The sequence below is a fragment of the Nocardia puris genome, assembly GCF_003315035.1.
In the GTDB taxonomy this organism is placed as follows: domain Bacteria; phylum Actinomycetota; class Actinomycetes; order Mycobacteriales; family Mycobacteriaceae; genus Nocardia; species Nocardia puris.
On record NZ_QNRE01000019.1, the window covers coordinates 68,160 to 88,935 of the forward strand.

Here is a 20,776-nt window from a genome sequence, read left to right on the forward strand (position 1 = left end):
CCGTGACGAGTGACCCGGTCACGCATAGCGCGCCTCACCAACTGCCACCGCCCGTCTTCTCTTCATCCTGAGAAAGGTTGTGCCACCGATGCTTTCCCGACCCGCCCAGCAGGCCGACAACCGCCGACCCCGACCCGACAACCGGACCCGGCCCCGCCCCCTCGATCCCACCGCGCTCGTCTCCCGGCTGACCGAGCGCGACCGCTGGATCCTGCGCATGCTCTACGAACACCGCGTCTTGACCACCAACCAGCTCACCGACCTGGCCTTCCCCACCCAGCCCATCGCCCTGCGACGGCTCAACCTGCTCCACCGCTACGGCGTCCTCGAACGGTTCCGGCCCTGGCGCGCCCGAGGCAGCGCGCCAATGCACTGGGTACTCGCACCGGCCGGAGCCGGCGTCCTCGCCGCCGAAGCCGGAATCACGGTGCGCGAGCTTGGCTACCAATACCAGCGCGCGCTCGCCATCGGGCACAGCCTGCACCTGACCCACACCCTCGGCGTTGTCGAGTGGTTCACCGCCCTGATCGCCCACCCCGCCCTCGATCAGCGTGGCGACCCCGCCCAAGTCCTGGGGTGGTGGTCCCAGACCCGCTGCGAGCGCCTGTGGGGAGACCTCGCCCGTCCCGACGCCTGGGGCCGCTACCGCCACGCCGAAGCCGTGCTCGACTTCTACCTCGAATACGACCTCGAATCCACCACGGCGCTGTCGCGGGTCGCGGCCAAGCTCACCGGCTACGCCGAGCTGGCGCGCACCACCGGGGTCGTCGCCCCCGTCCTGCTGTGGGTGCCTAGTAGCGCCCGCGAGACCAAAGCCCGTGCCGCGCTGCGCCGAACATGGGAACGGCTGCCCGACCCCGAGGCGGTGCCGGTGGCCACCGCCGCCGCTGAACTCCTGGCCCCCACCCACGAGGCGAGCCCCGCCGACCAGGTCTGGCTGCCCTTGGAGTTTGACACCGACCGCAGGTCGCATCTGCACCAGCTGGCCACCATGTGGCCCCGGCGTACCCCGCCCGCCGCCGACAGCGAACTCGACCCCGGCTGGGTATCCCAGAGCGGCGTCGTCGCCTTGCCCCCACCCGCACCCCGGCCACCGACCTACGAGTCCTGGTGAGCTGACGATGCTGGTCAAGGCACTCGGGGCAGGATTCGCCGGGTTCGTGTTCCTCACGGTCGTCATCGCGACCGTGGTCACCACGGTCATCGTGTTCGACCAGGCGCTCACCGCACCCGCCCCGGGCGCCTCGACCGGCACCGGCTCCACCCCGAGCACCGAAGCACAGCAGGACATCCCGGCCGAGATGCTCGTGCTCTACCAGGCCGCTGCCGGGGACTGTCCCGGCCTGGACTGGAGCGTGCTCGCCGCGGTCGGCAAGATCGAGACCGACCACGGTCGCTCCACCCTGCCGGGAGTGTCCTCCGGCGAGAACAGCTCCGGGGCCGGTGGGCCGATGCAGTTCCTCGCCCCGACGTTCGACTCCGTTGTCTCCCGGCATCCCCTGCCCGCTGGTGGAGCGAACCCGCCCTCGCGCTACAACCCCTCCGACGCCATCCACGCCGCCGCGTTCTACCTCTGCGACTTCGGTGCGCCCGACGACATGTACAGCGCGATCTTCGCTTACAACCACGCCGACTGGTACGTCGACCAGGTCCTGGACCAGGCGTCCCGCTACCGCGCCACCACCCCCAACACCTCCGGCGGGGACTGCGCCAGCGCTGCACCGCCGAACTCGACAGCGGCACAGGTGATCTCGTTCGCCTGCGCGCAGCTCGGCCTGCCGTACGTGTGGGGCGGCAACGGGCCCGAGGTGAATGGCGGCTGGGACTGCTCGGGACTCACCCAGGCCGCCTACCGCGCCGCCGGGATCTCCATCCCGCGCACCACCTACGACCAAGTCCACACCGGCACACCGGTCTCCGAGGACCAGCTCGCCCCCGGAGACCTGCTGTTCTACAGCACCGGCGGCGATGTCCACCACGTCGGCATCTACCTCGGCGGCGGCCAGATGGTGCACGCACCCACCTTCAACGAACCCGTCCAGGTCTCGCCCTACCGGTGGCCCGGAGACGACTACTTCACCGCCACCCGACCCACCCCCGCCCACAACAACAACTCCCCCGCCGCGCCCTGAACATCGACTTGTGAACGGAGAACCTCCATGCGCCACAACCACTCTCGAACCGTCCGCGTCGCGCTGTGCGCGGCCGTCACCGCGACCACCATGACGGCCGGTGTCACCGCCGCAGAACCCACACCCGACCGCACCGGTTCCCAGTGCCCGCGCTGGACCGCGCTGCTGGCACCGGGCACCTACGAGACAACCTCGACCGCCGGACAGGCCACGACCGGGATCCTCACCCAGCTCGGGGAATCGCTCACCGCCCGCTACGGCTCCGACATCGAGGTTCACACCCTCGCACCTTCCGCCGGTGCGGGGTCGGTGAGCCAAGCTGACCTCACCGCGGCGGTGAAGGGGCTGTGCTCGGACACCCGAGTCGTTGTGGCCGGCTACGGCCAGGGCGCCGAGGTCGCCGGCGACCTCGCCACCACGCTCGGCAACCGAGGCGGCCCGATCCCGGCCACGCGAGTCCTGGCCGTCGCGCTGGTCTCGGACCCGCGCCGCGACCCGGCCACCGCCCAGCTCGGCACCCCGGTCTCCGGACAGGGCGTCACCGGGCCGCGCGCGCAGGGCTTCGGCGAGCTGACCGATCGGGTCCGCACGCTGTGCCTCGAGGGTGACAGCTACTGCTCGACCACCGCCGAGTCCTCGCCCGTCCTCGCCGCGGTGAGCCGCGCCCTCACCACCGCCACCACTCCGGCTCCTACCAGCACCACCTCGCCCACCACCACGACGAAAGCCCCGACCACGACGACGAGCACACCGACCATCAGGCTCGGCACGGGCTCAACCGGGCAGATCAGCGTGTCCCAGGTCCTGGCCCAGGTCGTCACCGTCCTGAACGGGCTCGCCAGCTTCACCGCGAACGTGCCCGCGATCGTGGCCGACCTCGCCCAGCTACCCGGACTGATTACCGCTGGAGACGTGCGCGGCGTGCACCGCGTCTCCGGGGATCTGAACAACCAGTTCGCCCCGCTGGTCGCGCTCGCCGACGGACTCGACCTGCGCCTGGTAGCGAAGGCTCTGGCGTTGGCCGCGCCGCTGGACACCACCGGCGTCGCCACGATCGCCGCCGAGATCGTCGGTGTCCTGGCCGGACTCGACATCTCCCGTATCGCCACCGACGTCGGCCGCGCGCAGGAGATCGCCTGGACCGCCGTGGAATTCCTCGCCGATGGCGACCCGGTGACGGCGGTGCTGACGCTGACCGGGCTGGCCCCGGTCGCCGCCGATCTCGTCTCGGCCACCACCGCAGCGTTCACCGGCGCGCAGTTGCCCACCCTGACCACCACCTACACCGCGACAACCACCGGAACGAGCGCGACGGGCAGCACCACCAGCACGACCCCCGCCCTTCCGGACGCCCAGGACGGGGGCGCGTCCACGTTCTACGCCAGCGCCGCCGCCGTGCTGACCGACTGGATCACGCAGACCATCGACCAAGCCAAGTAGCCCCATGCGTCCTCCGTGCACGCGCTAGCCCCTCCGCACTGAAACGGCCGGTGGTGCCGAGCAATTCGCTCGCCACCACCGGCCGCTGTCTGTGACTCGACCAGCAGTAGCTGCGATGATGACACGCAGCCAGAGTCAAGTGACGAGACGAGTTTCGTTGTAGCTGGCGGATATTCCTGCGCTTCACGAACGTGATCGAGAGCGGTGCCGCTAGCGACGGGGAGAACAGCAATGCACGCAAGTCAGGTTCAGGTTCTAAGCCTGGTCGTCGCGACTGTGGTGGCGATCTTCGCAGCGATCAGTTTGCGCATCAACTACCGGAAGCATCGGGTCGAGGAACGCGAACGAGGACGAATGTCGGTTCGGCGCTGGCGTGAGCAGGTCGAGGAATACAGCGCCGAAATCGAGCGGCTCGGCGACGCCTGCCCCCGGGCCCTACGATTGGACTACGACGTGGCTCGTCACTGGCTGGCCGCCGAATACGCCGTACGCATGACCGACACAGAACTCGACCTCCAATGGCGGGCCTTGCGCGCGGTGTCGCCTGCCCTTCTGGTTCTGCTGATCAGCTATCCGCTCCATTACGACGGCACGTGGGTCACAGCGGTCGCTGGTGTCGTGTACGTATCCGCTGTGACGAGGCTCGCGATGTCGGCGCACATCCTCTCCAGACTGACAAGGCGCGTCAAGCGGCAGAGGATGCTCTACGCCAGACTCGGTGCCCCCTCGGTACTCCCGCAAGTTCGACCAGTCACCTCGAGCAATCCGCTGCGGGCACCAGTTCCCAGTGTGATCGTCATCGACCGTTGGATAACCGAGGTCACGGGCCGACCGGTGAACTCCGCTGCCGTCCCTGCCGAGCAGGTTCGCGCGATTCAACACCGGCTCGACCGGTGGTACTCCACAAGGCCAACTCTCCGACTCCAACGAGCACTCATCCGTTTCGGACGAACGGTTCGCGATTACGCGACTGACCAGGTTCGACTTCGATGAGCCCGCCAACGAGAAGTTGCAGCTCCGCTGCGGACGCGAGGCGGGCGACACACTGGGGGGGAACGTGTGAGCAGCGCTGACACACGAACGCTCCGACTGAATTCCCGGAACAGTTCACCCTCACCTCTAGTCTGATCATCGTGGCCTCGAACACCGCGAACACCGACATGGGCACCGATCTCTGTACGAGATCGATGCTGCTCATGCTGGCGGACCAACACGATCGCGGCAAAGACTTCGGGCACCTGTGGCGGCACCATCTTGAGGGGCTCGCAGCAGCGGTCTCCGATAGCGCGTTCCTCGACCATGTCGACCTGTGCGTATTCGCACGCAGTTCCATCGCTGACAAGGTTTCGCGGCAGTGGTGGATTGCTGAGGCTCCATCATTCGATCTGGCCGCCATGCGAATCGGAGTCGTTGAGGTAGAACGCCGAACGCTGGGGGTCCCCGGCGGCATCGCCACCACCGACCTCGAGCCGTATCTCCTGCTGCCCCAGAACGCCTCATCGAGGGTCACCGAGGTGGTGACGGCGACTCTGGCGACCAACAACGCACACGAACCACAGGGGCCACAGCCGGGCCGCAACTGGGTCTCCGAGCACCGACTCAAGCGCTACAGCCCGGACAGCCCGATCAGATGGCTCCTCGGGTCGCGGACCGCACACACGCCTACCAACTCCGGAAAGTCAGCCATCGCTGACGCCCTTGCCTACGCCTACCACGCCGCGTGGCAAGCAAGACACCGCGCTCGCAGCATCACCGGCGTCGCCTACCGCGCCTTGTCAACTCGCCGTGGCCGTCAACTCGACGCCATGCGCAAGGCATGGACGAGCCTGCGGCGCAACATGTTGCGCCGCACTGCCGGTAATTGCTGCCCAGGGCAGGCCGTCACCGCCTCCCCGCGAGTGTCCCGTGGACCGAACCCGGCTCGTGAACAGCCGACTCGAATCCACCTCTGGAGCGCGCCCGCACACTGACACGGCGTCGCGCTCCGAACCCACACGGGAGTGCACGTTGCTGACCCATCTCAGCCAAGCCCACACGACCTGGGGCTTGGCCCCGATCATCATTACCGCCACGGTTCTCATACCTATAACGCTGTTCGCCCTCGTGGTTTCGCTAGCCGCTGTGGTCGCCGTCTTCGGAAACAACCGCCGAAGCGCACGCGCCATGCGAATCTTCGACGCGACGCTCGGGGCGTTGATCTCACTGATGAACGCCATCTTGCGCACCCGCTCGGCCGACCAACCTCGGCCTGCTGCTCGCAACGCTCGCCGGGGCCGTCGATGACCGGGTGCCGGAGACGCGGACGACCGCGCGTCTGCCCTGATGAGGTCCTCGCACTCGTTGTGAACATGCATCGCACAGGAATCAGCTACCGAGGCATCGTCGCCGAACTCAACGCCAGAGGAATTCCCACACCGGGCGGCGGACACCGCTGGTATCCCTCCCACGTGTCCCGGCTGTTGAACACCGCCAATGTGATCGAACAGTTCGGTCGCCCGAACACGGCTCGCCGCAACGCCGATCGCGTCATGAGCTGACCGCCACGTACGATCGCGATCCGCCGGAACTCGCCAGTAACTCGGGACTCGGTGACTCGCCGCGGGCGAACCTGGCGCGCAGTGCGCCGATCCCGCTCCCACGCCCCGCGCAGCGTCGGCGCGCGAAGACACCGACTGGATATGCCACACGGGCGCGTTCGACGCCACCGGCTACAACACCCGCCGCGCCCGTGCTGACCGACTGGATCACCCAGGCCATCGACCGCAGCAAGTAGCCCGCGCCGTCATGTCAGCTCACAGGAAACGGCCCGTGATGCCGAGCGGAATGCTCGGCACCACGGGCCGTTTCAGCGGGTAGGCGGGTCAGGAGATGAGTGGCGGCACCGCGCGCAGGCCCGGCGCGGCCGGGCCCCTGTCGTTGCGGAACCGCCACGACGGCAACGCCCTGTACACGGTCACGGTCTGCTCGTCGCCGTCGTTGCCGCTGTCACTTCCGCTGTCGCTGGTGTCTCCGCAGTCCTGTTTGGGCAGCTGGTCCAGGGTTGCCACGACCACCTCGCGGGCGGCTGTTTCGAGGTCGCCGTAGAGGGTGCCGGTCAACGGGCCGGTCATGACACGCACCGCACCGGAGTGCGGGAAGAACTCACCGTCGGTGGTCACCTGCTCGTAGCGCAACGCGATCGGCACCCACGGCACCAGCGCGGCCAGCACGGGCATCTGCAGTTCCCGCACCGCCGTCTCGGCGATGGCGATCCACAGCTCGAGGCTGTCGGGGGCGTGGCTGGAGTCGGCGTACACCCGGTACAGGGCCGCGCCCAGGATGGTGGGGGTTGGGGTGGAGTACATAGTCGAGCACCTTTCTCAGAGGTTAGGTTGAGAGGGCGGTGTCGGACTCCCCGGAGGTAGCAGCTCCGGGGATTCCGGCATCGCCCAGTTTCAGGACGCGAGGGTGAATTTCTTGGGGGCCGTGCTGGTCTGGCTCGCGGTCCCGCCGTCGGTCAACTTGACCAGGGCGTTGTGGACCGCGCCGCTGGACCGGTTCAGCGCTTTGCCGATCTGGTGTGGGGTGAACTCCTTTCCGGGGTTTTCGTGCAGGAAGTCCTCGACCTGTCCCCGCAGGGCACCGGCGGGCAGGCGTTCGACCGTCGACTCCGCGTCGCCCCCAGCGCCGTTGTGGGCCGCCGCCGGGGGTTCCGGGGCCACGGTGGCGGTTTCGTCGCCCGTGGGGGCGGCTGCCGCCGTCTCCGCCGTGGTGTCGGGCGCGGGGTCGGCCGGGGCCGCCTGTTCGGCGGGGGTGGCCGGTTCGGGCGCGGTGGGTTCGGCCACAGCGGGTTCCGGAGTCACGGGGTCGGCCGGTGCGGGCTCCGGTTCGGCGGGTGTGGTGGCCACCGATTCGGGCGCGGCCGGGGCTGGGGACGGTTCGGGTTTCGCTCCGGCGGTCCAGCTCTTCCCGGCCCGAGGCTTGCCCGGATCGGTGGCCGCCCACACGGCCCCGGCGAGTTCCCATTCCGTCAGCAGATGCCGCGCCGCATTGGTCCCGATGGCCGCAATTTCGGCCAGATCGGCGGTGGTGCTGCCGGGGTGGGTTTCCAGCGCCTTCCACAGTGCCCGAGCTTCGGCGCTGTGCAACGCGGGCACCTGCGCCGCCGACACCGTCGCGGATTCGGGTGCGGGCTCGCCGGTTTCGGGCGTCGATCCGACCGGTTCGGCCGTCTCAGGAGACACCGCGCCCGGGTCGGTGGGTTCGGCCGGATCCGCGTCGGTGTGTTCGGCCGGGCCCGAATCGGCGGGCGCGGTGGGGGCCGGGTCCGGTTCGATGGTGGCGGGTGTGCCCGTGCCCTGGGTCCAGGTCTTGGCGGCGCGGGGCGATGCGGGGTCGGTGTGGGATTGGGCGCACCCGGCGGTTTCCCACTGAGTCAGCAGCCGCCGCGCGGTGGACTGGCCGATCCCGGCGATGTCGGCCAGCGCGGCGCTGGTGTTGTCAGGGTGTGCGCGCAGCGCCGCCCACAACGCCCGGGTGCTGTCGCGGCGCGGTACCGGCACCGACCGCGAACCGTTTTCCGGGGTGGGTGCGGCCGTTTCCGTGGCCACGGCGGCGTTCTTGGTTTTCGACATGGGGGTTCCTTCCAACAAATGGGTTTGGTGAATTCGGTGATGTCCCCGGGCGGGGACGGAATGCGCACCGATCGGGGCGATTCCCCGGGCGGTCGGTGCCGTTCCGGTTTCCATGACCGCTCGATAGGGCGTGTGATGTCAAGCGGAATGTGGAAATTGGTTCCGGTCGCGAATTCCTCTCGTCCGATTCCGTAATAGCCTCGGCGCGAGCGGAATTCGAGTCGCCGGTGTTGACTCAGGGATGGCGAGGCGCCTCCCGCCGGCAGCCTCGCCGCGGGCGCGTGGCACGCGAGCCGAGGACTCGATACACGAGCCGGTCACGGGTGCACCGGTGACGGGTCGGCCGTGTCGGTGCCGGGCTCGCCGGAGTCGGCCTCGGAAGGTTCTGCGTTGCCGGTGGCGGGCTGGATGTCGAGGGCCTCGCGAAGTCGTCGCCCGCCGCCGGTCAGCTCGTAGTCCACATGGTGGTCGAGTTCCCAGCTTTCAGCGCACTCGACGCAGATGGTGTAGCCGTGGTGGCAGCGGGTCGGGTTGCGTACCACCAGGATTCGGCCGGGCGGGTCGTCGCTGTCGCGCAGCCTGACCACGACGTAGTCGTTGCCGCTGAGTTTGGCTCCCGGTTTGATGACGCCGTCCTCGTCGTGGGCGCGAGTGTCTTTCATGGGGGTGCTCCTGTTCGGGTTCGGTTGGGGTGCTAGCGGGTTCACCGGGCGAGGCGCGTGTGCAGGGGGCCGGTGGTGCGGTCGAGCCACACCGTCACCGCGTGCAGGTGCGAGCCCCGACGCAACCTTCCGGCGGCCCCGGCGGCGTAGGCGGCGATGTCGTCGGGGTGCACGAGGTGGATACGCGGGGCGGCGTAACCGCCGGTGCCGCCGGTCACGTGCGCCACGGTGTACATGCCGCGCTCGTCGTGCGGGCCGGTGGCGTAGATGACGAACTGGTCGCCGGTGACGGCGTTGGCGATCACGTAGATCGCGTCGAGCGCGGCGGTGGTGGGAATCGCGGGATCGGTCACGGTGTCTCCTGTGGTTGCCGCCCCGGGGTGCGGGGCGGGTGGGTGATGGTTGGGCCGCGCCGGTGACACCAGCGCGGCCCGGTCCGGGTGCCCGGGCGCGGTGCGCGCCCGGGGCCGGAGGTTTAGGCGGCGCGCACGGCGGCAGTGATGGCGCGGGCGATCGCGGTGGCGGTGGCGGCCGGGTCGCTGACCACGTGCACGGTCGCCCCGTTCAGCGGAGTCGGGGCTCCCGGGCGGCCGGGGCGCTTGCCACTCTCGGGTGCCAACCACAGCACCGCGCACCCGGCCGCGCGGACAGCGTCGAGTCGACGCTGTGCGGAGGCGCGTTCGTGGGGTCGGTAGATGCCGTCGGAGATGATGACCAGTAGCCGTGTCGCGCCGGGCCGTGACAGGCCGAGGGCCCCGTCGAGGGCGACCGTCGCGGCAGCGAGGGCGTGGTATTTGTCCGGGCAACCGAACTCGGCGACCTGGGCGGGGGCGGTGCCGGGGTAGGTGATCGGGGTGACCTTCGCGCCGAAGGTCACGGTCGCGGTGGTAGCGGGCATCGCGGCCAGCTCGGCGGCGCGGGCGATGATCCACGCGGCCGAGGACACCGGGGCGGCGAACGCGCTCATCGAGGAGGACACGTCGCACGCGATGCCGACCTGCAGCGGCGGGTACGGGCTCGTTTTGCGGGCGGTGCGGGTGAACGGTTCGGCGGTCGGGATGGCACCGGCGGCGAGCTGTGCTTGGCGGGCCAGCACACCACGCATCCGCACCCGGCCCGGCGGGACCACCGAGGTCGTTTTCACCGTGGCGCGTTCGCGGGCGGCGGCGGTGTCCAGCGCGCGGGCCAGCACCCGCGCGGCGGTCTGTTCTGTGCTCAGTGGGGTGCGGGTGCGGGCTACGGTGCGCGAGTGCCCCGGTGTCTCGCCATCGCCGAACACGTGCTCGGCCATCAGCTGTGCCTGTTCGGCAGTGGCGGCGGCAGCCTCGCGCGCGGCGGCAGCGGACTCGGCCGGGTCGGCGGGCACCGGGTTCGCCGCGACCTCGCGGGCGATGGCGGCGGCGGTGGCCTCGATGGCCGCGCCCAACAGCGAGGTCGGTACCGGTGTGGTGTGCGGTTCGGGGCCCACGATGTCGAACCAGCGCCGCCCGAGTTCGAGCATGGCGGCGGTGTCGGTATCGGCCACGGTGTGCGCCTCACGCCAGATCGCGCGCAACGCGGCGAGGGTGTCGGTGCCGAGGATGGACTCGATCTCGCGCACCAGCGGCGCGCATTCGGACTCGGTCAGTACCCCGGCATCGATCCGGCCGAGCACGAGGGCGGCGTTGTGGGCGGCGGCGTAGGTGGTGCGCGGGAGGTGCGCGGCGGCACTCGCGCCGCCGTTGTCGCCGATCACGATCTCGGTGGCGCTGGCGCGCAACCAATGCCGGTCATCGGGGCGGCGGCGAATCTGGGCGGCCTCGATCCGTGACTCCTCAAGCAAATCCGCCGCCTTCACCACCTCCGGGTGCGCCAGCAACGGGGCCCGCCACACCGAGTGTTTGGCGTGCGCGCACTCGTGCACCAACGCACCCCACACCGCCGGGTAGTGGTTGCGGTCACTGTTGCGGGCCGGGCACGCGGCGGCCGGGTCGATCTTGAGTCGGGACCCGTCGAGTTCGATCGCGCGCAGTGCGGGCACGAACACCGCCGGGTGCCCGAACGCGGCACCGGGGGCGATGCTCACGGTCAAATCGTCACGGTCGGCGATCGGCGGAACCTCGGCGGTCATGGCGGCCGAAAGGGTGGCCCATCCCCCGGTGACCGGCACAGACGTCGGGGCGGGGGTGGCAGGCGCGGCGGCGGGGGCCGCCCCCGCCCCGGCGGCGGCCGGGGCGGAAGCGGTGCCGGTGCCCGGGGTGGCGGGCGCGGCGGGGCTAGCGGGGGCAGGGGCGGTGATCACGTGGCCGGTCATGGCAGGCAATACCTTTCGGGCGTGCGGCGGGTAGTGGTTAGAGGCGGGGGCCGAGGGCGAGCGGGGTGTGGCTGGTGCCGCACACGGTTTTCATCACGGCGGCCACCACCTCGCGGTCCTCTTCCGGGGCGGCCCCGAGGAGGTTGGCCATCGCGGTGTCGGGGTCGGTGGCGGCGGCGATCTTGCGGAACGCCAGCAACTCGCGCAGTTGCGGGGCCCACCCGACCTCGCCCTTGGCCTGCCGGGCGGCCAGCTCCCGCGCCACTTTCACCGCGCGGCGTTCCACCCCCAGCTGGGCGGCCAGGTCGAGGTCGGAAACCACGCGCACCTGGAACGCGAACCGCGAACTCAGCGCGTCGGACAGGATGGCTCCGTGCACGCCGGGGTTGTGCCCGGCCACCACGAAGAACCCGGGCTCAGCCTTCACCACCGCGCCGGTTGCTTTGACCACCAGCTCTTTTCGACCGTCCATCGCCGGATACACCGCCGCAAGCACGGTCGGCGAGATCAGGGTCGCGTCATCGATGAACAGCACCCGGCCCTCTTTCATCGCCCGAACGAGAGGGCCGTCTACGAAAACGAAACGGCCGTCGGGGGTTTGGGTGTACTCGCCCACGAAATCGGCGACCGTGGTGTCCCCGTCGCCCTGCACCGTGAGCAGGTCCCCGTAGGCGGCCTCGATGAGCGAGGTCTTACCGGTGCCGGGCGGCCCGTACAGCAGCACCGGCACCTCCGCCGCGCGCATGGTCTGCAACACCTCCACATCGGCGCGCCCGGCGAGCTGACGCAGGTGGTAGTCCTGCCCGTTCGGCCGGGCCACCGTGTTACCTGTGCGGGCCGGGGCGGCGGGCGCGGCCGGGGCCGGGGTGGCGGTCTTCTTGGTGCGGCGGGCCGGTTTCGGCTTGCTGGGGGCCGGGGCGGCAGGCGCGGCCGGGGCCGGGGCGGTAACGGCCGGGGTGGCGGCGGTAGTCGTGGTGGCGGTGGCGCGGTAGCGGCGGGGCGCGGCCGAGGTGCGTTCGGCGTGCCCGGCGGCGGTCAACGCCTCGAGAGCGTTGCCGACAGCGCCCGAGGACCGGTTCAGCCCGGCGGCGATTTCGCGGGGCGACTGTTCGCGGACGGGGTCGGCGGCCAGCGCGGCGGCCACCATGCGGCGGAGTTCGCCGTTGGGCAGGCGACCGGCGGCCGGTGCAGCGGTAGCGGCGGGGGCGGGTGTGGTGGGCATTGCGACTCCTGCAATTTCCGTTCCGAATTCGCGCCGGTTTTCGGCATACGTGCGGCGTGGCCGCCATTCGGATTTCTACGAATTTCCCGGCGAATTCCGGGAACGTGGTCGACGCTAGCTCGACCTCGAACAAACTCACAACCCCGAAAACAGCTCAATTTTCCGGAATTTTTCCGGACAACCGCGAGTCCGACTACGCAATTTCGGAATGCGCCATGCAAGCAGCCTCACCAGCGACATCACACCCCGGCCGGAAAAGACCCAAAAAGACAGAAGAATTATAAATTGGGAGAGCGGGGACGATGGCGGAAGATGGAGGTACAGCAGCGGGAAGCGAGTCATTCGAGAGCACGGCCAGCCACGCGAGAGAGCCCGCACGAGCATGTCTATCCATCTTTGTGGATAGACAATCCCCGATGATATCCGCGCGGATATCCGCCGCCCGACCTGCCTATATGGCCCATAGAGGGTGCGTCGTTCCAATCTTCGCACCGAATCGTGCATCGAAACCCACCATGGAACGACGCACCGATCTTTTTTCATCGAGCCACTCAGGCTCACCGCAGTTTTATCCACAGCCGAGCACGGAGTGTCCAGCGACGATAGAACCGTCTAGAACACAATTCGAGTAGATATTCCACTATCCCCGGCACACATTTTCGCTCGATGCCAGAAAATCGAAATTCCGGCTTCTACATTAATTGACATGCTGCGCGAGTGGTAATGGCCGCCAGCATTCGACTCTATTTCTGGTCGCGGCGGAGCTGTTCGAGGAGCTGGCGGGTTTCTGGACTCGGACGCTGCCCTATCTCGGAAAGTCGCCGGGTCAGGAGCCGGTAGGTGCGGGTGAGTGCGGCGGTTTCCCCGCGACGGGCGTGCAGGCGTAGGAGATCGTGCCAGACCGCCTCGTTGTAGGGGTCGTTTTCCACGGCGGTCTCGAGCATTCCCAAGGTCGCGTCGAGGTCGGTGCTGCTACGAGTGGCCAGCCAGCTCAAGGCGTTGAGCGAAGTCCGCCGGGCCGATTCGCGCAGGGATTGAACCCAGGTGTCAGTGAGGTCGCTGGCCAGCTCGCTGGTGGCCAGCGCCGCGATACGGCGGGCGGCTTCGGCCTGCTCGGTGTCGCTGCGCGCGTGGCGACGTTGAGCCACCGCTACGTTGAAGTCCCAGTAGTCCACCCCCACCTGGCTCGAAAGCCGGACCTTGGTGCGGTCCTCGGCGAGTACCTCGCTGACCTGTCCGCCGGTGGCGGTGCCCAGCGCGGCACGCAAGCGGCTCAGGGTGTTCGCCAAGGCGCTGCTGCCCCGGGTGCCGGGCCGATCGCCCCACAGCCGCTCGATCAGCTGCTGGCGTGGCAAACCCTCGGGATGCAGGGCAAGCACAGCCACCAGTTCGCGGGCACGCGGCTGTAGTTGGGTAGTGATCTCCACGCTCTCACCGGTTTCGGCGTTCCAGAAGATGCGAGTGGGCCCGAACACCCGCACTGCCAGCGCGGGCGCGCCGTCGGCCGGTGTCGGCCCCGGTGCAGGCTCAGTGCTCTCGATCTCGGGGTGCGGGCTCGGCTCGGGCACCGCGGCGAGGTCACCTTCTGCGGGTTGGCCGGCATCCTCGGCCGCCACCGCGAGCACCGGTTCAGAGGCCGGTGTTTCGGTGGTATCGACCACGACGGGCTCACGCGGGCGAAGACGCGGCGTCGGCACGGTGGCGGGGTCGATGGCATAGATCCTGGGCGCGTCCTCACCGCGGCGAGGACGCCGCACCGAACGGCCTTGGTGGCGGGCAGATTGTCCGATGTGGGGTGGGTCGAACTGGCCGGTGCGTTCGTAGCGGCGCAGTTGGATCTCGACGGCGGTGATGGTGCCGCGTGCGGGCGGGATGAGGTGCTGGCGGGAGCGGCGGCCGGTCAGCAGGGCACGGGCACCGGAGCGGGAGACCGGCAGCTCGCCGACGACGGGGAACCCGATCGCGTCGATGTAAGCGCGGCTGCCGCCGATCACCACCAGGCCCCGGGGGCGCCGACGGCGGGTGAGGTCGAGGACCCGCTGGGCGGCGGTCTCGGGGTCGATGTGCTCGGCGCGGACCACGAACAGGGCAGAGTCGGCGGCAGCGATGACCGGGTGCGCGGGCGCACCCGGCTCGGGGACACCGCAATCGGCGAACACCACCGCGCCGAACCCACGCCAACCCCGGTCCAGATCCGTCAGAAGCGCAGCAGCCGGGACCGGGTCGTCGGGGGCATGCCCGGGCGGGGCGGCCAGGAACGCCTGCCCGCCAGGCAGATACTGCACATGCTGGCCCAGCAGCTCCCCGGTCATGGGCACACCGAGGGCGGTGCGTCGGGCCAGGCTCGCCGAACCCAGATAGGGGTCCGCGCCGACCATGTCGGCGAGCTGGCCGCCTGCGGGGTCGGCCTCGACGACGAGCGCGGTTTCGGGGCCGGGCCAGGTGTGGGCGAGCGCGACGGTGGTCGTGGTGGTTCCCGCGCGCGAGCTCAGTCCGGCGACAGCGATCAGGTAGGGCGCCTGCGGCCTCATCGGTGGCTCCTATCCCTGCTTCTGGACGTTGGAGATCAGCAACGCGCCCCCGCTGTCGGCGGGTCGGGTGTTGATCAGTTGGAGGTAGTCGGTCCGGGTGCGGTCCGGGCGGATCTCGGCGATGTGAACGTTGGCGGTGGTCGGGGCGATCGGGGTGATCGCGACGCAGTGGCGGGTACCGGGCGGGATCGAGGCGATGCCCGCGGCGAGTCCCTCGAAGGTGATCCCGCTCTCGGGCGCGAGCAACGGCATCGCCTTCCCGGCGTCGCGGTGGATGTAGTAGGCGGCCTCGAAGGAGGCGATCACCCCGGCCAAGGTCGTCGGGTCACCGGACTGCTCGGTGACCACCTCGCCGGTGAGCCCGGTGCACGGGCCCTGCACTAGCGTGGTCGAGGTGGGTGGTGCAGCTGTGGCCGGTACCTGCGCGCCGGTGTCGCCGGTCTTCCCAGGCGATGCGAGCAGCACCCCGGCCAGGACGGCGATCGTGGCCGCCAGCGCGGCCCAGGCACCGCGCGGCAGCCGCTCCCCTAACCCGGTCCCCCAACGGGAAATCCCGACGGTGTCGGCCGCGCTGGGAGTGTCGCGTATCCGGTGGTACCAGAACTGCTCCGGCAGGAGCGGCTCGTCGGGCTCACCGAGATCATGGTCGGTGCCGGTGTCGGCGACGAGGCGCAGGTCCACAACAGCCGGGGGCAGCTCGACCCAGGCGTCGACCTCGTCGTCCTCGTTCTCAGGTGGGTTGCGCGGGTACCTCGGCATTCATCTCGCCTCGACTCGGATCAGTGGTGTCTCCGGGGCCTGCCCGCACCCGGTGGTGGGGGAAGTGGGGTGCCCGGGTGCGGGCAGGTTCCCCCGGAGGGGTTCAGGGACGGCTCACGCGCCTCGCCTCGCCTCGGCCTCGTCTTGAGCCGGGATCGGCTGGGACACCGGACCGTTGGCGATGTCGGTGGCGAGTCGGGCCAGGACATCGGAGATCGCCCAGTGCGCGGTGGAGCGGTGGTCGCCGTCGTATTCGCGCCAGTCAACGTTCGTGCCGCGCTGCCGGTAGGCGATCATGGCGCGCCGCCCTGATCGCACCGGCACGACCAGATCGAGCTCGCCGTGGTAGAGGTGCAGCGGCACAGACGATTTCACGTGCGCCAGCGACTCCAGCGCGAGGACTCGTCGCCACCAGTGGTCGTTCCACGGGTCACGGTCGCGGCACCAGTGCGCCAAGGGTTGAGGGAAGCGTTGCAGCAGTTCCACGACGGTGAGGTGACGGGCCTCGGCGGCGGCGACGAGCCCGTCCTCGTTGAGCACGTGCCGCAGCGGGAGCTGGTTGTAGGCGTGGGACAACCCGATCAGCCCGGCGAACGCCAACCCCGCGATACCTCTGCGGGTGCCCCGGCTGATCAACGGGGCCAGGACCGCCAGATCGGAGAAGACCGCTCCGGCGGCCACACCGCGCAGGTCGATCTCGGGCGCGTACCACGGTTGCAACTCGCCCGCGACGGCCGCGACCCGACCGCCGTCGGCGTACCCCCAGGCAACTACCGGGGCGACCGGCAGGTCCAGATCCGAGGCGCGGTAGACCGCGCGAGCCAGGTCGAGGACCGGTTTGGCACCGGCGGCGCGGGCGGCGAGGAAGGTGTGCGGGCCGGTGCCCGCGCCGAGTCCTTGCCCGTCGGGGATGGCCACGACCCAGCCTCGCTTGAGAGTGGATTCGATGCCGGCGAGGTCGTACTCGGCGCCGGTCGCGAGCAGTTGCGAGGGCGCGCAATGCCCGCCGAGTCCGCGGAAAGGTGGGCAGTAGAGCAGGATCGCGCCAGTCCCTGGTTTCGGCTTGGTCTCAGGGATGAGGACGATCGCCGAGGCCGCGATCGGCTGGGAGCGGGAATCGCTGGAGACGTAGACGAGTTGCCACGCCCCGGCCGCATCCGCCAGCTGCGGGACGAAAACCGGTCGCAGGCGCACGATGTCGCCCGGACGCGCCCCTTCAGGGAGAACGGGGGTGGTGTAGAAGTCGCTGATGGTCATTGGTTTCCTCCGGCGAGGTCGTGGGCAGCGGCGGTCAGCCACGCGGCCCCGCTGGCGATGTGCCCGGATGCGGCATAGCCGGTGTGGCGGGCAGGAATGTCGGTGTAGCGCAACAACACCGCAGGATTGGCCAAGTCGGCGTTGTCGGAGACGAGCTGGCCCCACGCCTCCGACAGTCCCGCCGCCAGCGGCGGCAACGTGGCCAGCGGGTTGGCGGCGACCGTGGCCGTGATCTCGGCCCACCGCGCGGTCGCGGCGGCGGTCTCGTCCGGGCCCGGTGCCGGGATACGCGAGTTGGCGGCCTCGGTGAGACGCTCGGCCAGACTCGCCGCGGGCACATAAGCCACCGTGCCGGGCCCGACATGGAAGTCGTTGAGCACCATCGTGGTCCAGGCATCCCCGAGCGCACCCGACAACAACGACTGGATCGAGCCGACGGCGGCGATCGGGTCACGCAGGTCGGCCTGGGCGGCGATCTGCGCGGCGACCCGCAGCAAGGCGGCCCGGTCGGGTGCCGCGCAGCTTAGGTCACCCTCGACACAGATGTCGGCAACCCGGCCCGTCAACTCGCCGTAGTCGGCCCCGGACGTGGTGGCGATCCCGCCACCGGAAGCGACAGCCGAACTCAAGCTCACCCGCGACACCGCCGCCCCGCTCGTCCCGGGGGGCGAGTCCGGAATCGTCTGCCCGGGGCGTCCCGCGATGACCGGTGAACCCGGGGGCACGCTCGGGGTCGGAGTACAGGATCACCGCGGCGACCCGCTGTGGCGCCACGGGGCCTTCCCCGGCCCCGACCATCTGCGCGAACCCCGAAGCGACCTGCGCGCCTTGGGAATAGCCGACGATCGCCTGGGAGGTCCCGGGGCAGATCGCCGCAACATGCTCGGATTCGGCGAGCAGTGTGTTCAGCCCGGTGCTGGCCGAGGCCGCATAGGGGTCGGTGCCCCCACCGGTGCCCGGTGCGCCACCGAACGATGCCGGATAGCTGATGTAGGAACGTGCGATCAGACTCGGATCGGCGGCGGCCACCGGGCCGAGCAGGTGACCCAGCATCCCCGAGTCCGCGGTCGTCGAAGCGCTCGGCGAAGACTCTGAGGTCCCCTGCACACCGAGGACCCACAGAGCCGGGCAGCCTTGGCCGGCGACCTCGGGCTGCGCACTCGCAGGGCCCGCGCTCGTGGGGCCGAGGACAGCGGCGACGGTCGCGGCGGCGACGGTCGCGGCGGTGAGCAGGCGTAGCCCGGTCATGGCTGCCCGACCCCCACCCCGGCACCGAACCCCGCACCGACCGTGCCACCGACCAACGCCCCCAGCGCTGCAGCAGGCACACCCGCGACGGCCGCCCCCGCTGCGGCACCGGCCGCCGCACCCAACGCGGTACCGGCCACACCGGAGGTGACGGTGCCGATCACCGGGATCGCGATCACGGTGCCGATGGCAGCTCCGGCGATTCCGCCGATCGTGCCTCCCGCGAGCCCTCCCACGACAGCACCGACTGCTGCCGCCGGGGCACCGGTGAGCGCGCCGCCGATCGCGCCACCGGCCCCGGCTCCGGCGACGGTGGCACCGGCGACGCGGTCCGAGCGCCCGGCGGGTAGCCCGACCGAGTCGAGGAAGGTCGCGGCCTGGGCTTCCAGGTCGGCGCTGACGGTGTTGATCGTGTCGCCGACCTCCGGCGGCAACCATTCGGGGTCGGGGAACACCGCCGTCCCGATCCGGATCGTGTCCGGGGGCGGTTCGATCGGCGCGACCGGTTCCACCGGCTCCGGCGAGTGCAGTTCCATCAGATACACCGGCGGGGCGGGCGCGGGTGAGGGTTCCGGGCGCGGTTCCGGTCCGTTGCGGATCTCGGGCGGCTGTTCGACATACACCGGCGGTTCGACGGGGGCCGGAGGCGGTGCGGGAGTAGCGGTTCCGGGTTGGGCCGGGGCGGTGACGCCGGGCTGGTCCGCGATCGGGGCCAACGGCGCCATCGCACTCGCGGGCTGGGCGGCCAACACCATCAGCACAGGCACCGCACCCGCAGCGACCGCACGGCCACCCCACAGCATCCAGCCCTCATGGCCTCGGCGAATGCACCGGCCTCCGGCACCGTAGAGCGGCCCTACGGACACGACCGCTGACGATGTAGCACTGTTTTTGGACATGACAAATGACTCCTTTCAGGTAAAGGAAGGAATGAAGGAATGAAGCAGAGAAGTAATAGGAAGTTTGAGGCGAATGAAGCGGCCGATCCCCGCCGGGAGATTCCCAGCTCCCGGCGGGGATCGCAGCCGGGAGGCTTAGCTGATCATATTTTGAGTAGTCAAAAAATGATCAGCCCAGATCAGAAGAACGGCAGCACCTGCGTGGCGATTGCCAGCACGTTCGAGACCAGTGACGCACCGGCGCTGAGAACCGACAGGATGGTGTAGAGGTCCATGACTTCCCTTTCCGAGGAGGAGCGATTGCCTCACCATCACAACCCCGAAAACCACTGGTGCGCCACCCTTTTGACGGGGACAAAAATCGGTACCATTTTCCGTCCCCCCACGCACACACGGGGTGGCCTGCACCGATCAGCGAAACAGGTACAAAAAGTGTCACCAAAGAAATTTTCCGGCGGGTGTCCCGCACCGGAGAAAGGGTGCCCTGAACACTCCGTGCGCCCCGCGCGGAGGTCCGTAGCTAATTGTCAGCCAGGTCACAGTGAATGATCGGTGGCCGGGCTGTTCCCTTTCTGGTAGAAGTTAATCAACTCGGGGGAGTTAACCCTTCAACCTATCGCGTGGTGGAGGGGCGACGGAAGACTCAAATAGGAGGGGCTTGACACATGAACCGGCGGACCGGCTCGACCCGGCGACCGCGGCGAGGCAAGGCCCGCCGCACCACATCTGAGCTACCCGACCTGCGCCGATGGGTCCGACAAGTCCGCGAGGCCCGGGGCCTGACCCGGGCCGAGGCCGCCGGCCGACTCCAGGTCAGCGAGGACCTGATCAAGAAGATCGAACGCGGTGAACGTTCGGCCTCGCCGACAGTGCGCGAGCAGTTCATCACCGGGCTCGGCATGAACGAGTCCCAAGCCCGCTACACCCGCGAACTCGCCGGGCCGCCGCTACCGCTGCCCTCGATCGAGGAGCTACGAGCCCGCCCCGTCGCCTGCGAGCACCACACGACGTTGCGCCGTCTCGATGAGCGAGGTTTGGTCGGTGCGTATCTCGACCCCTTGTGGAACGTCGTCTACGCCAGCGAGCGCTTCCGCAGCGTACTGCCTGAGCTTGCCGACTACGACGACAACCTCAGCCAGTGGTTCTTCCACCCCGGCACCACCACACTCACCGCCGAGGCTCTCCTCGTGCACTGGGACGCCGCCGCTACCTACATGGTCGCGTCTCTGCGCGCGAAGTTCGGCATCTACCGGCACAGTCCCCGCGCACGAACGCTGCACGAGAAGCTCAGCGCGGCAACCACTTTCCGACAGCGGTGGACCGACAGTATCGAGGTCGCCTACGGCCACAAAACCGTGCACCCGCTGCAGGTACGTGATCGCGACACCGGCGAGCAACGCACGATTCGTATCCACCTCGGTGTCGGAGCGGAAGGCCCTCCCGATCTGCGGTTCTGCTTCGTCTACCCCGATCCGTGTGAGCCGCCGAGCAGCGACACCTGACCCTTCCACCGCCCCACGACCACTCCCCCGGAAGTCCCGGGCGGAGGCATCCGAACGAAGGAGCCCGACCATGACCAGCAATCCCCAGCACACCCGCCATCTCGGAACAGATCCACACCGACAGGTTGCGTCCGGCAGGGTGGTGTATCAGCCGGATCGTCCGGTGTGACCGGCGTGTCGTAGCCGGAAAGGAGATGGCCACCGCGTGATCCTTCAAG

At 69.5% G+C, this 20,776-nt stretch carries 19 protein-coding genes; 7 read left to right on the forward strand and 12 right to left on the reverse strand.

Going from position 1 to position 20,776, the window contains the following annotated elements; translation table 11 throughout:
• Positions 1-88: 88 nt before the first annotated feature.
• The 6 genes from DFR74_RS31540 to DFR74_RS31560 all read left to right on the forward strand — a co-directional run bounded on the left by DFR74_RS31540 (position 89) and on the right by DFR74_RS31560 (position 6,109).
• Positions 89-1,114, forward strand: coding sequence for a replication-relaxation family protein (locus DFR74_RS31540; RefSeq protein WP_054813824.1), 1,026 nt, complete (start codon positions 89-91; stop codon positions 1,112-1,114).
• 7 nt (positions 1,115-1,121) lie between these two features.
• On the forward strand, positions 1,122-2,132 hold the full coding sequence (locus tag DFR74_RS31545; protein ID WP_054813825.1) for a C40 family peptidase: 1,011 nt from the start codon (positions 1,122-1,124) through the stop codon (positions 2,130-2,132).
• A gap of 27 nt (positions 2,133-2,159) precedes the next feature.
• Positions 2,160-3,572 carry a cutinase family protein gene (locus DFR74_RS37705; RefSeq protein WP_063125118.1) on the forward strand — a complete coding sequence of 471 codons (1,413 nt, stop codon included), beginning with the start codon at positions 2,160-2,162 and terminating at the stop codon, positions 3,570-3,572.
• A 231-nt stretch (positions 3,573-3,803) separates the two neighbouring features.
• Entirely contained in the window at positions 3,804-4,565 is a 762-nt protein-coding gene (locus tag DFR74_RS31555) for a hypothetical protein (protein ID WP_054813827.1), read from the forward strand.
• Positions 4,566-4,705: 140 nt separating this feature from the next.
• The gene (locus DFR74_RS35690; RefSeq protein ID WP_147266009.1) at positions 4,706-5,542 is read left to right on the forward strand and encodes a hypothetical protein; all 837 of its coding nucleotides are present in this window, start codon (positions 4,706-4,708) and stop codon (positions 5,540-5,542) included.
• A gap of 309 nt (positions 5,543-5,851) precedes the next feature.
• The gene (locus tag DFR74_RS31560; protein WP_082393111.1) at positions 5,852-6,109 is read left to right on the forward strand and encodes a recombinase family protein; all 258 of its coding nucleotides are present in this window, start codon (positions 5,852-5,854) and stop codon (positions 6,107-6,109) included.
• 324 nt (positions 6,110-6,433) lie between these two features.
• On the opposite strand, the gene DFR74_RS31565 is transcribed toward DFR74_RS31560, so the two are convergent.
• From DFR74_RS31565 to DFR74_RS31620, 12 genes are all read right to left on the reverse strand, one after another.
• Entirely contained in the window at positions 6,434-6,916 is a 483-nt protein-coding gene (locus DFR74_RS31565; RefSeq protein WP_054813830.1) for a hypothetical protein, read from the reverse strand.
• A gap of 90 nt (positions 6,917-7,006) precedes the next feature.
• Positions 7,007-8,185: a hypothetical protein gene (locus tag DFR74_RS31570; RefSeq protein WP_104362266.1), complete on the reverse strand. Its 1,179-nt coding sequence runs from the start codon at positions 8,183-8,185 to the stop codon at positions 7,007-7,009.
• Positions 8,186-8,502: 317 nt separating this feature from the next.
• Positions 8,503-8,847 (reverse strand): hypothetical protein, encoded by a 345-nt coding sequence (locus DFR74_RS31575; RefSeq protein ID WP_063125119.1) that lies wholly within the window; start codon positions 8,845-8,847, stop codon positions 8,503-8,505.
• A 41-nt stretch (positions 8,848-8,888) separates the two neighbouring features.
• On the reverse strand, positions 8,889-9,200 hold the full coding sequence (locus DFR74_RS31580; protein ID WP_063125120.1) for a hypothetical protein: 312 nt from the start codon (positions 9,198-9,200) through the stop codon (positions 8,889-8,891).
• A gap of 122 nt (positions 9,201-9,322) precedes the next feature.
• Positions 9,323-11,140 carry a VWA domain-containing protein gene (locus tag DFR74_RS31585; protein WP_228791154.1) on the reverse strand — a complete coding sequence of 606 codons (1,818 nt, stop codon included), beginning with the start codon at positions 11,138-11,140 and terminating at the stop codon, positions 9,323-9,325.
• Between the two features lie 37 nt (positions 11,141-11,177).
• Positions 11,178-12,362, reverse strand: a complete 1,185-nt coding sequence (locus DFR74_RS31595; RefSeq protein WP_054815564.1) for an AAA family ATPase — start codon at positions 12,360-12,362, stop codon at positions 11,178-11,180.
• 743 nt (positions 12,363-13,105) lie between these two features.
• Positions 13,106-14,893, reverse strand: a complete 1,788-nt coding sequence (locus tag DFR74_RS31600) for a BTAD domain-containing putative transcriptional regulator (RefSeq protein ID WP_054815565.1) — start codon at positions 14,891-14,893, stop codon at positions 13,106-13,108.
• A 9-nt stretch (positions 14,894-14,902) separates the two neighbouring features.
• Positions 14,903-15,652, reverse strand: a complete 750-nt coding sequence (locus DFR74_RS31605) for a hypothetical protein (protein WP_054815566.1) — start codon at positions 15,650-15,652, stop codon at positions 14,903-14,905.
• A 114-nt stretch (positions 15,653-15,766) separates the two neighbouring features.
• Positions 15,767-16,909, reverse strand: a complete 1,143-nt coding sequence (locus DFR74_RS31610; RefSeq protein WP_063125220.1) for a lipase family protein — start codon at positions 16,907-16,909, stop codon at positions 15,767-15,769.
• Positions 16,906-17,544, reverse strand: coding sequence for a hypothetical protein (locus DFR74_RS37470; protein WP_228791159.1), 639 nt, complete (start codon positions 17,542-17,544; stop codon positions 16,906-16,908). Before DFR74_RS37470 ends, DFR74_RS31610 begins: the two co-directional genes overlap by 4 nt.
• The gene (locus DFR74_RS37475) at positions 17,438-18,157 is read right to left on the reverse strand and encodes a cutinase family protein (protein WP_308706005.1); all 720 of its coding nucleotides are present in this window, start codon (positions 18,155-18,157) and stop codon (positions 17,438-17,440) included. The genes DFR74_RS37470 and DFR74_RS37475 overlap by 107 nt, the downstream gene beginning before the upstream one ends.
• On the reverse strand, positions 18,154-18,918 hold the full coding sequence (locus DFR74_RS31620; protein WP_147266010.1) for a hypothetical protein: 765 nt from the start codon (positions 18,916-18,918) through the stop codon (positions 18,154-18,156). The genes DFR74_RS37475 and DFR74_RS31620 overlap by 4 nt, the downstream gene beginning before the upstream one ends.
• Before the next feature lie 803 nt (positions 18,919-19,721).
• Between DFR74_RS31620 and DFR74_RS31625 the strand changes: the two genes are divergently transcribed.
• Positions 19,722-20,558 (forward strand): helix-turn-helix domain-containing protein, encoded by an 837-nt coding sequence (locus DFR74_RS31625; protein ID WP_063125221.1) that lies wholly within the window; start codon positions 19,722-19,724, stop codon positions 20,556-20,558.
• The last annotated feature ends 218 nt before the right edge of the window (positions 20,559-20,776 follow it).

Bases quoted from the DNA above. Each gene is read 5' to 3' on its own strand.
- DFR74_RS31540 (WP_054813824.1), top strand. From the start codon at position 89: ATGCTTTCCCGACCCGCCCAGCAGGCCGACAACCGCCGACCCCGACCC.
- DFR74_RS31545 (WP_054813825.1), top strand. From the start codon at position 1,122: ATGCTGGTCAAGGCACTCGGGGCAGGATTCGCCGGGTTCGTGTTCCTC.
- DFR74_RS37705 (WP_063125118.1), top strand. From the start codon at position 2,160: ATGCGCCACAACCACTCTCGAACCGTCCGCGTCGCGCTGTGCGCGGCC.
- DFR74_RS31555 (WP_054813827.1), top strand. From the start codon at position 3,804: ATGCACGCAAGTCAGGTTCAGGTTCTAAGCCTGGTCGTCGCGACTGTG.
- DFR74_RS31560 (WP_082393111.1), top strand. From the start codon at position 5,852: ATGACCGGGTGCCGGAGACGCGGACGACCGCGCGTCTGCCCTGATGAG.
- DFR74_RS31565 (WP_054813830.1), bottom strand. From the start codon at position 6,916: ATGTACTCCACCCCAACCCCCACCATCCTGGGCGCGGCCCTGTACCGG.
- DFR74_RS31570 (WP_104362266.1), bottom strand. From the start codon at position 8,185: ATGTCGAAAACCAAGAACGCCGCCGTGGCCACGGAAACGGCCGCACCC.
- DFR74_RS31575 (WP_063125119.1), bottom strand. From the start codon at position 8,847: ATGAAAGACACTCGCGCCCACGACGAGGACGGCGTCATCAAACCGGGA.
- DFR74_RS31585 (WP_228791154.1), bottom strand. From the start codon at position 11,140: ATGACCGGCCACGTGATCACCGCCCCTGCCCCCGCTAGCCCCGCCGCG.
- DFR74_RS31595 (WP_054815564.1), bottom strand. From the start codon at position 12,362: ATGCCCACCACACCCGCCCCCGCCGCTACCGCTGCACCGGCCGCCGGT.
- DFR74_RS31600 (WP_054815565.1), bottom strand. From the start codon at position 14,893: ATGAGGCCGCAGGCGCCCTACCTGATCGCTGTCGCCGGACTGAGCTCG.
- DFR74_RS31605 (WP_054815566.1), bottom strand. From the start codon at position 15,652: ATGCCGAGGTACCCGCGCAACCCACCTGAGAACGAGGACGACGAGGTC.
- DFR74_RS31610 (WP_063125220.1), bottom strand. From the start codon at position 16,909: ATGACCATCAGCGACTTCTACACCACCCCCGTTCTCCCTGAAGGGGCG.
- DFR74_RS37475 (WP_308706005.1), bottom strand. From the start codon at position 18,157: ATGACCGGGCTACGCCTGCTCACCGCCGCGACCGTCGCCGCCGCGACC.
- DFR74_RS31625 (WP_063125221.1), top strand. From the start codon at position 19,722: ATGAACCGGCGGACCGGCTCGACCCGGCGACCGCGGCGAGGCAAGGCC.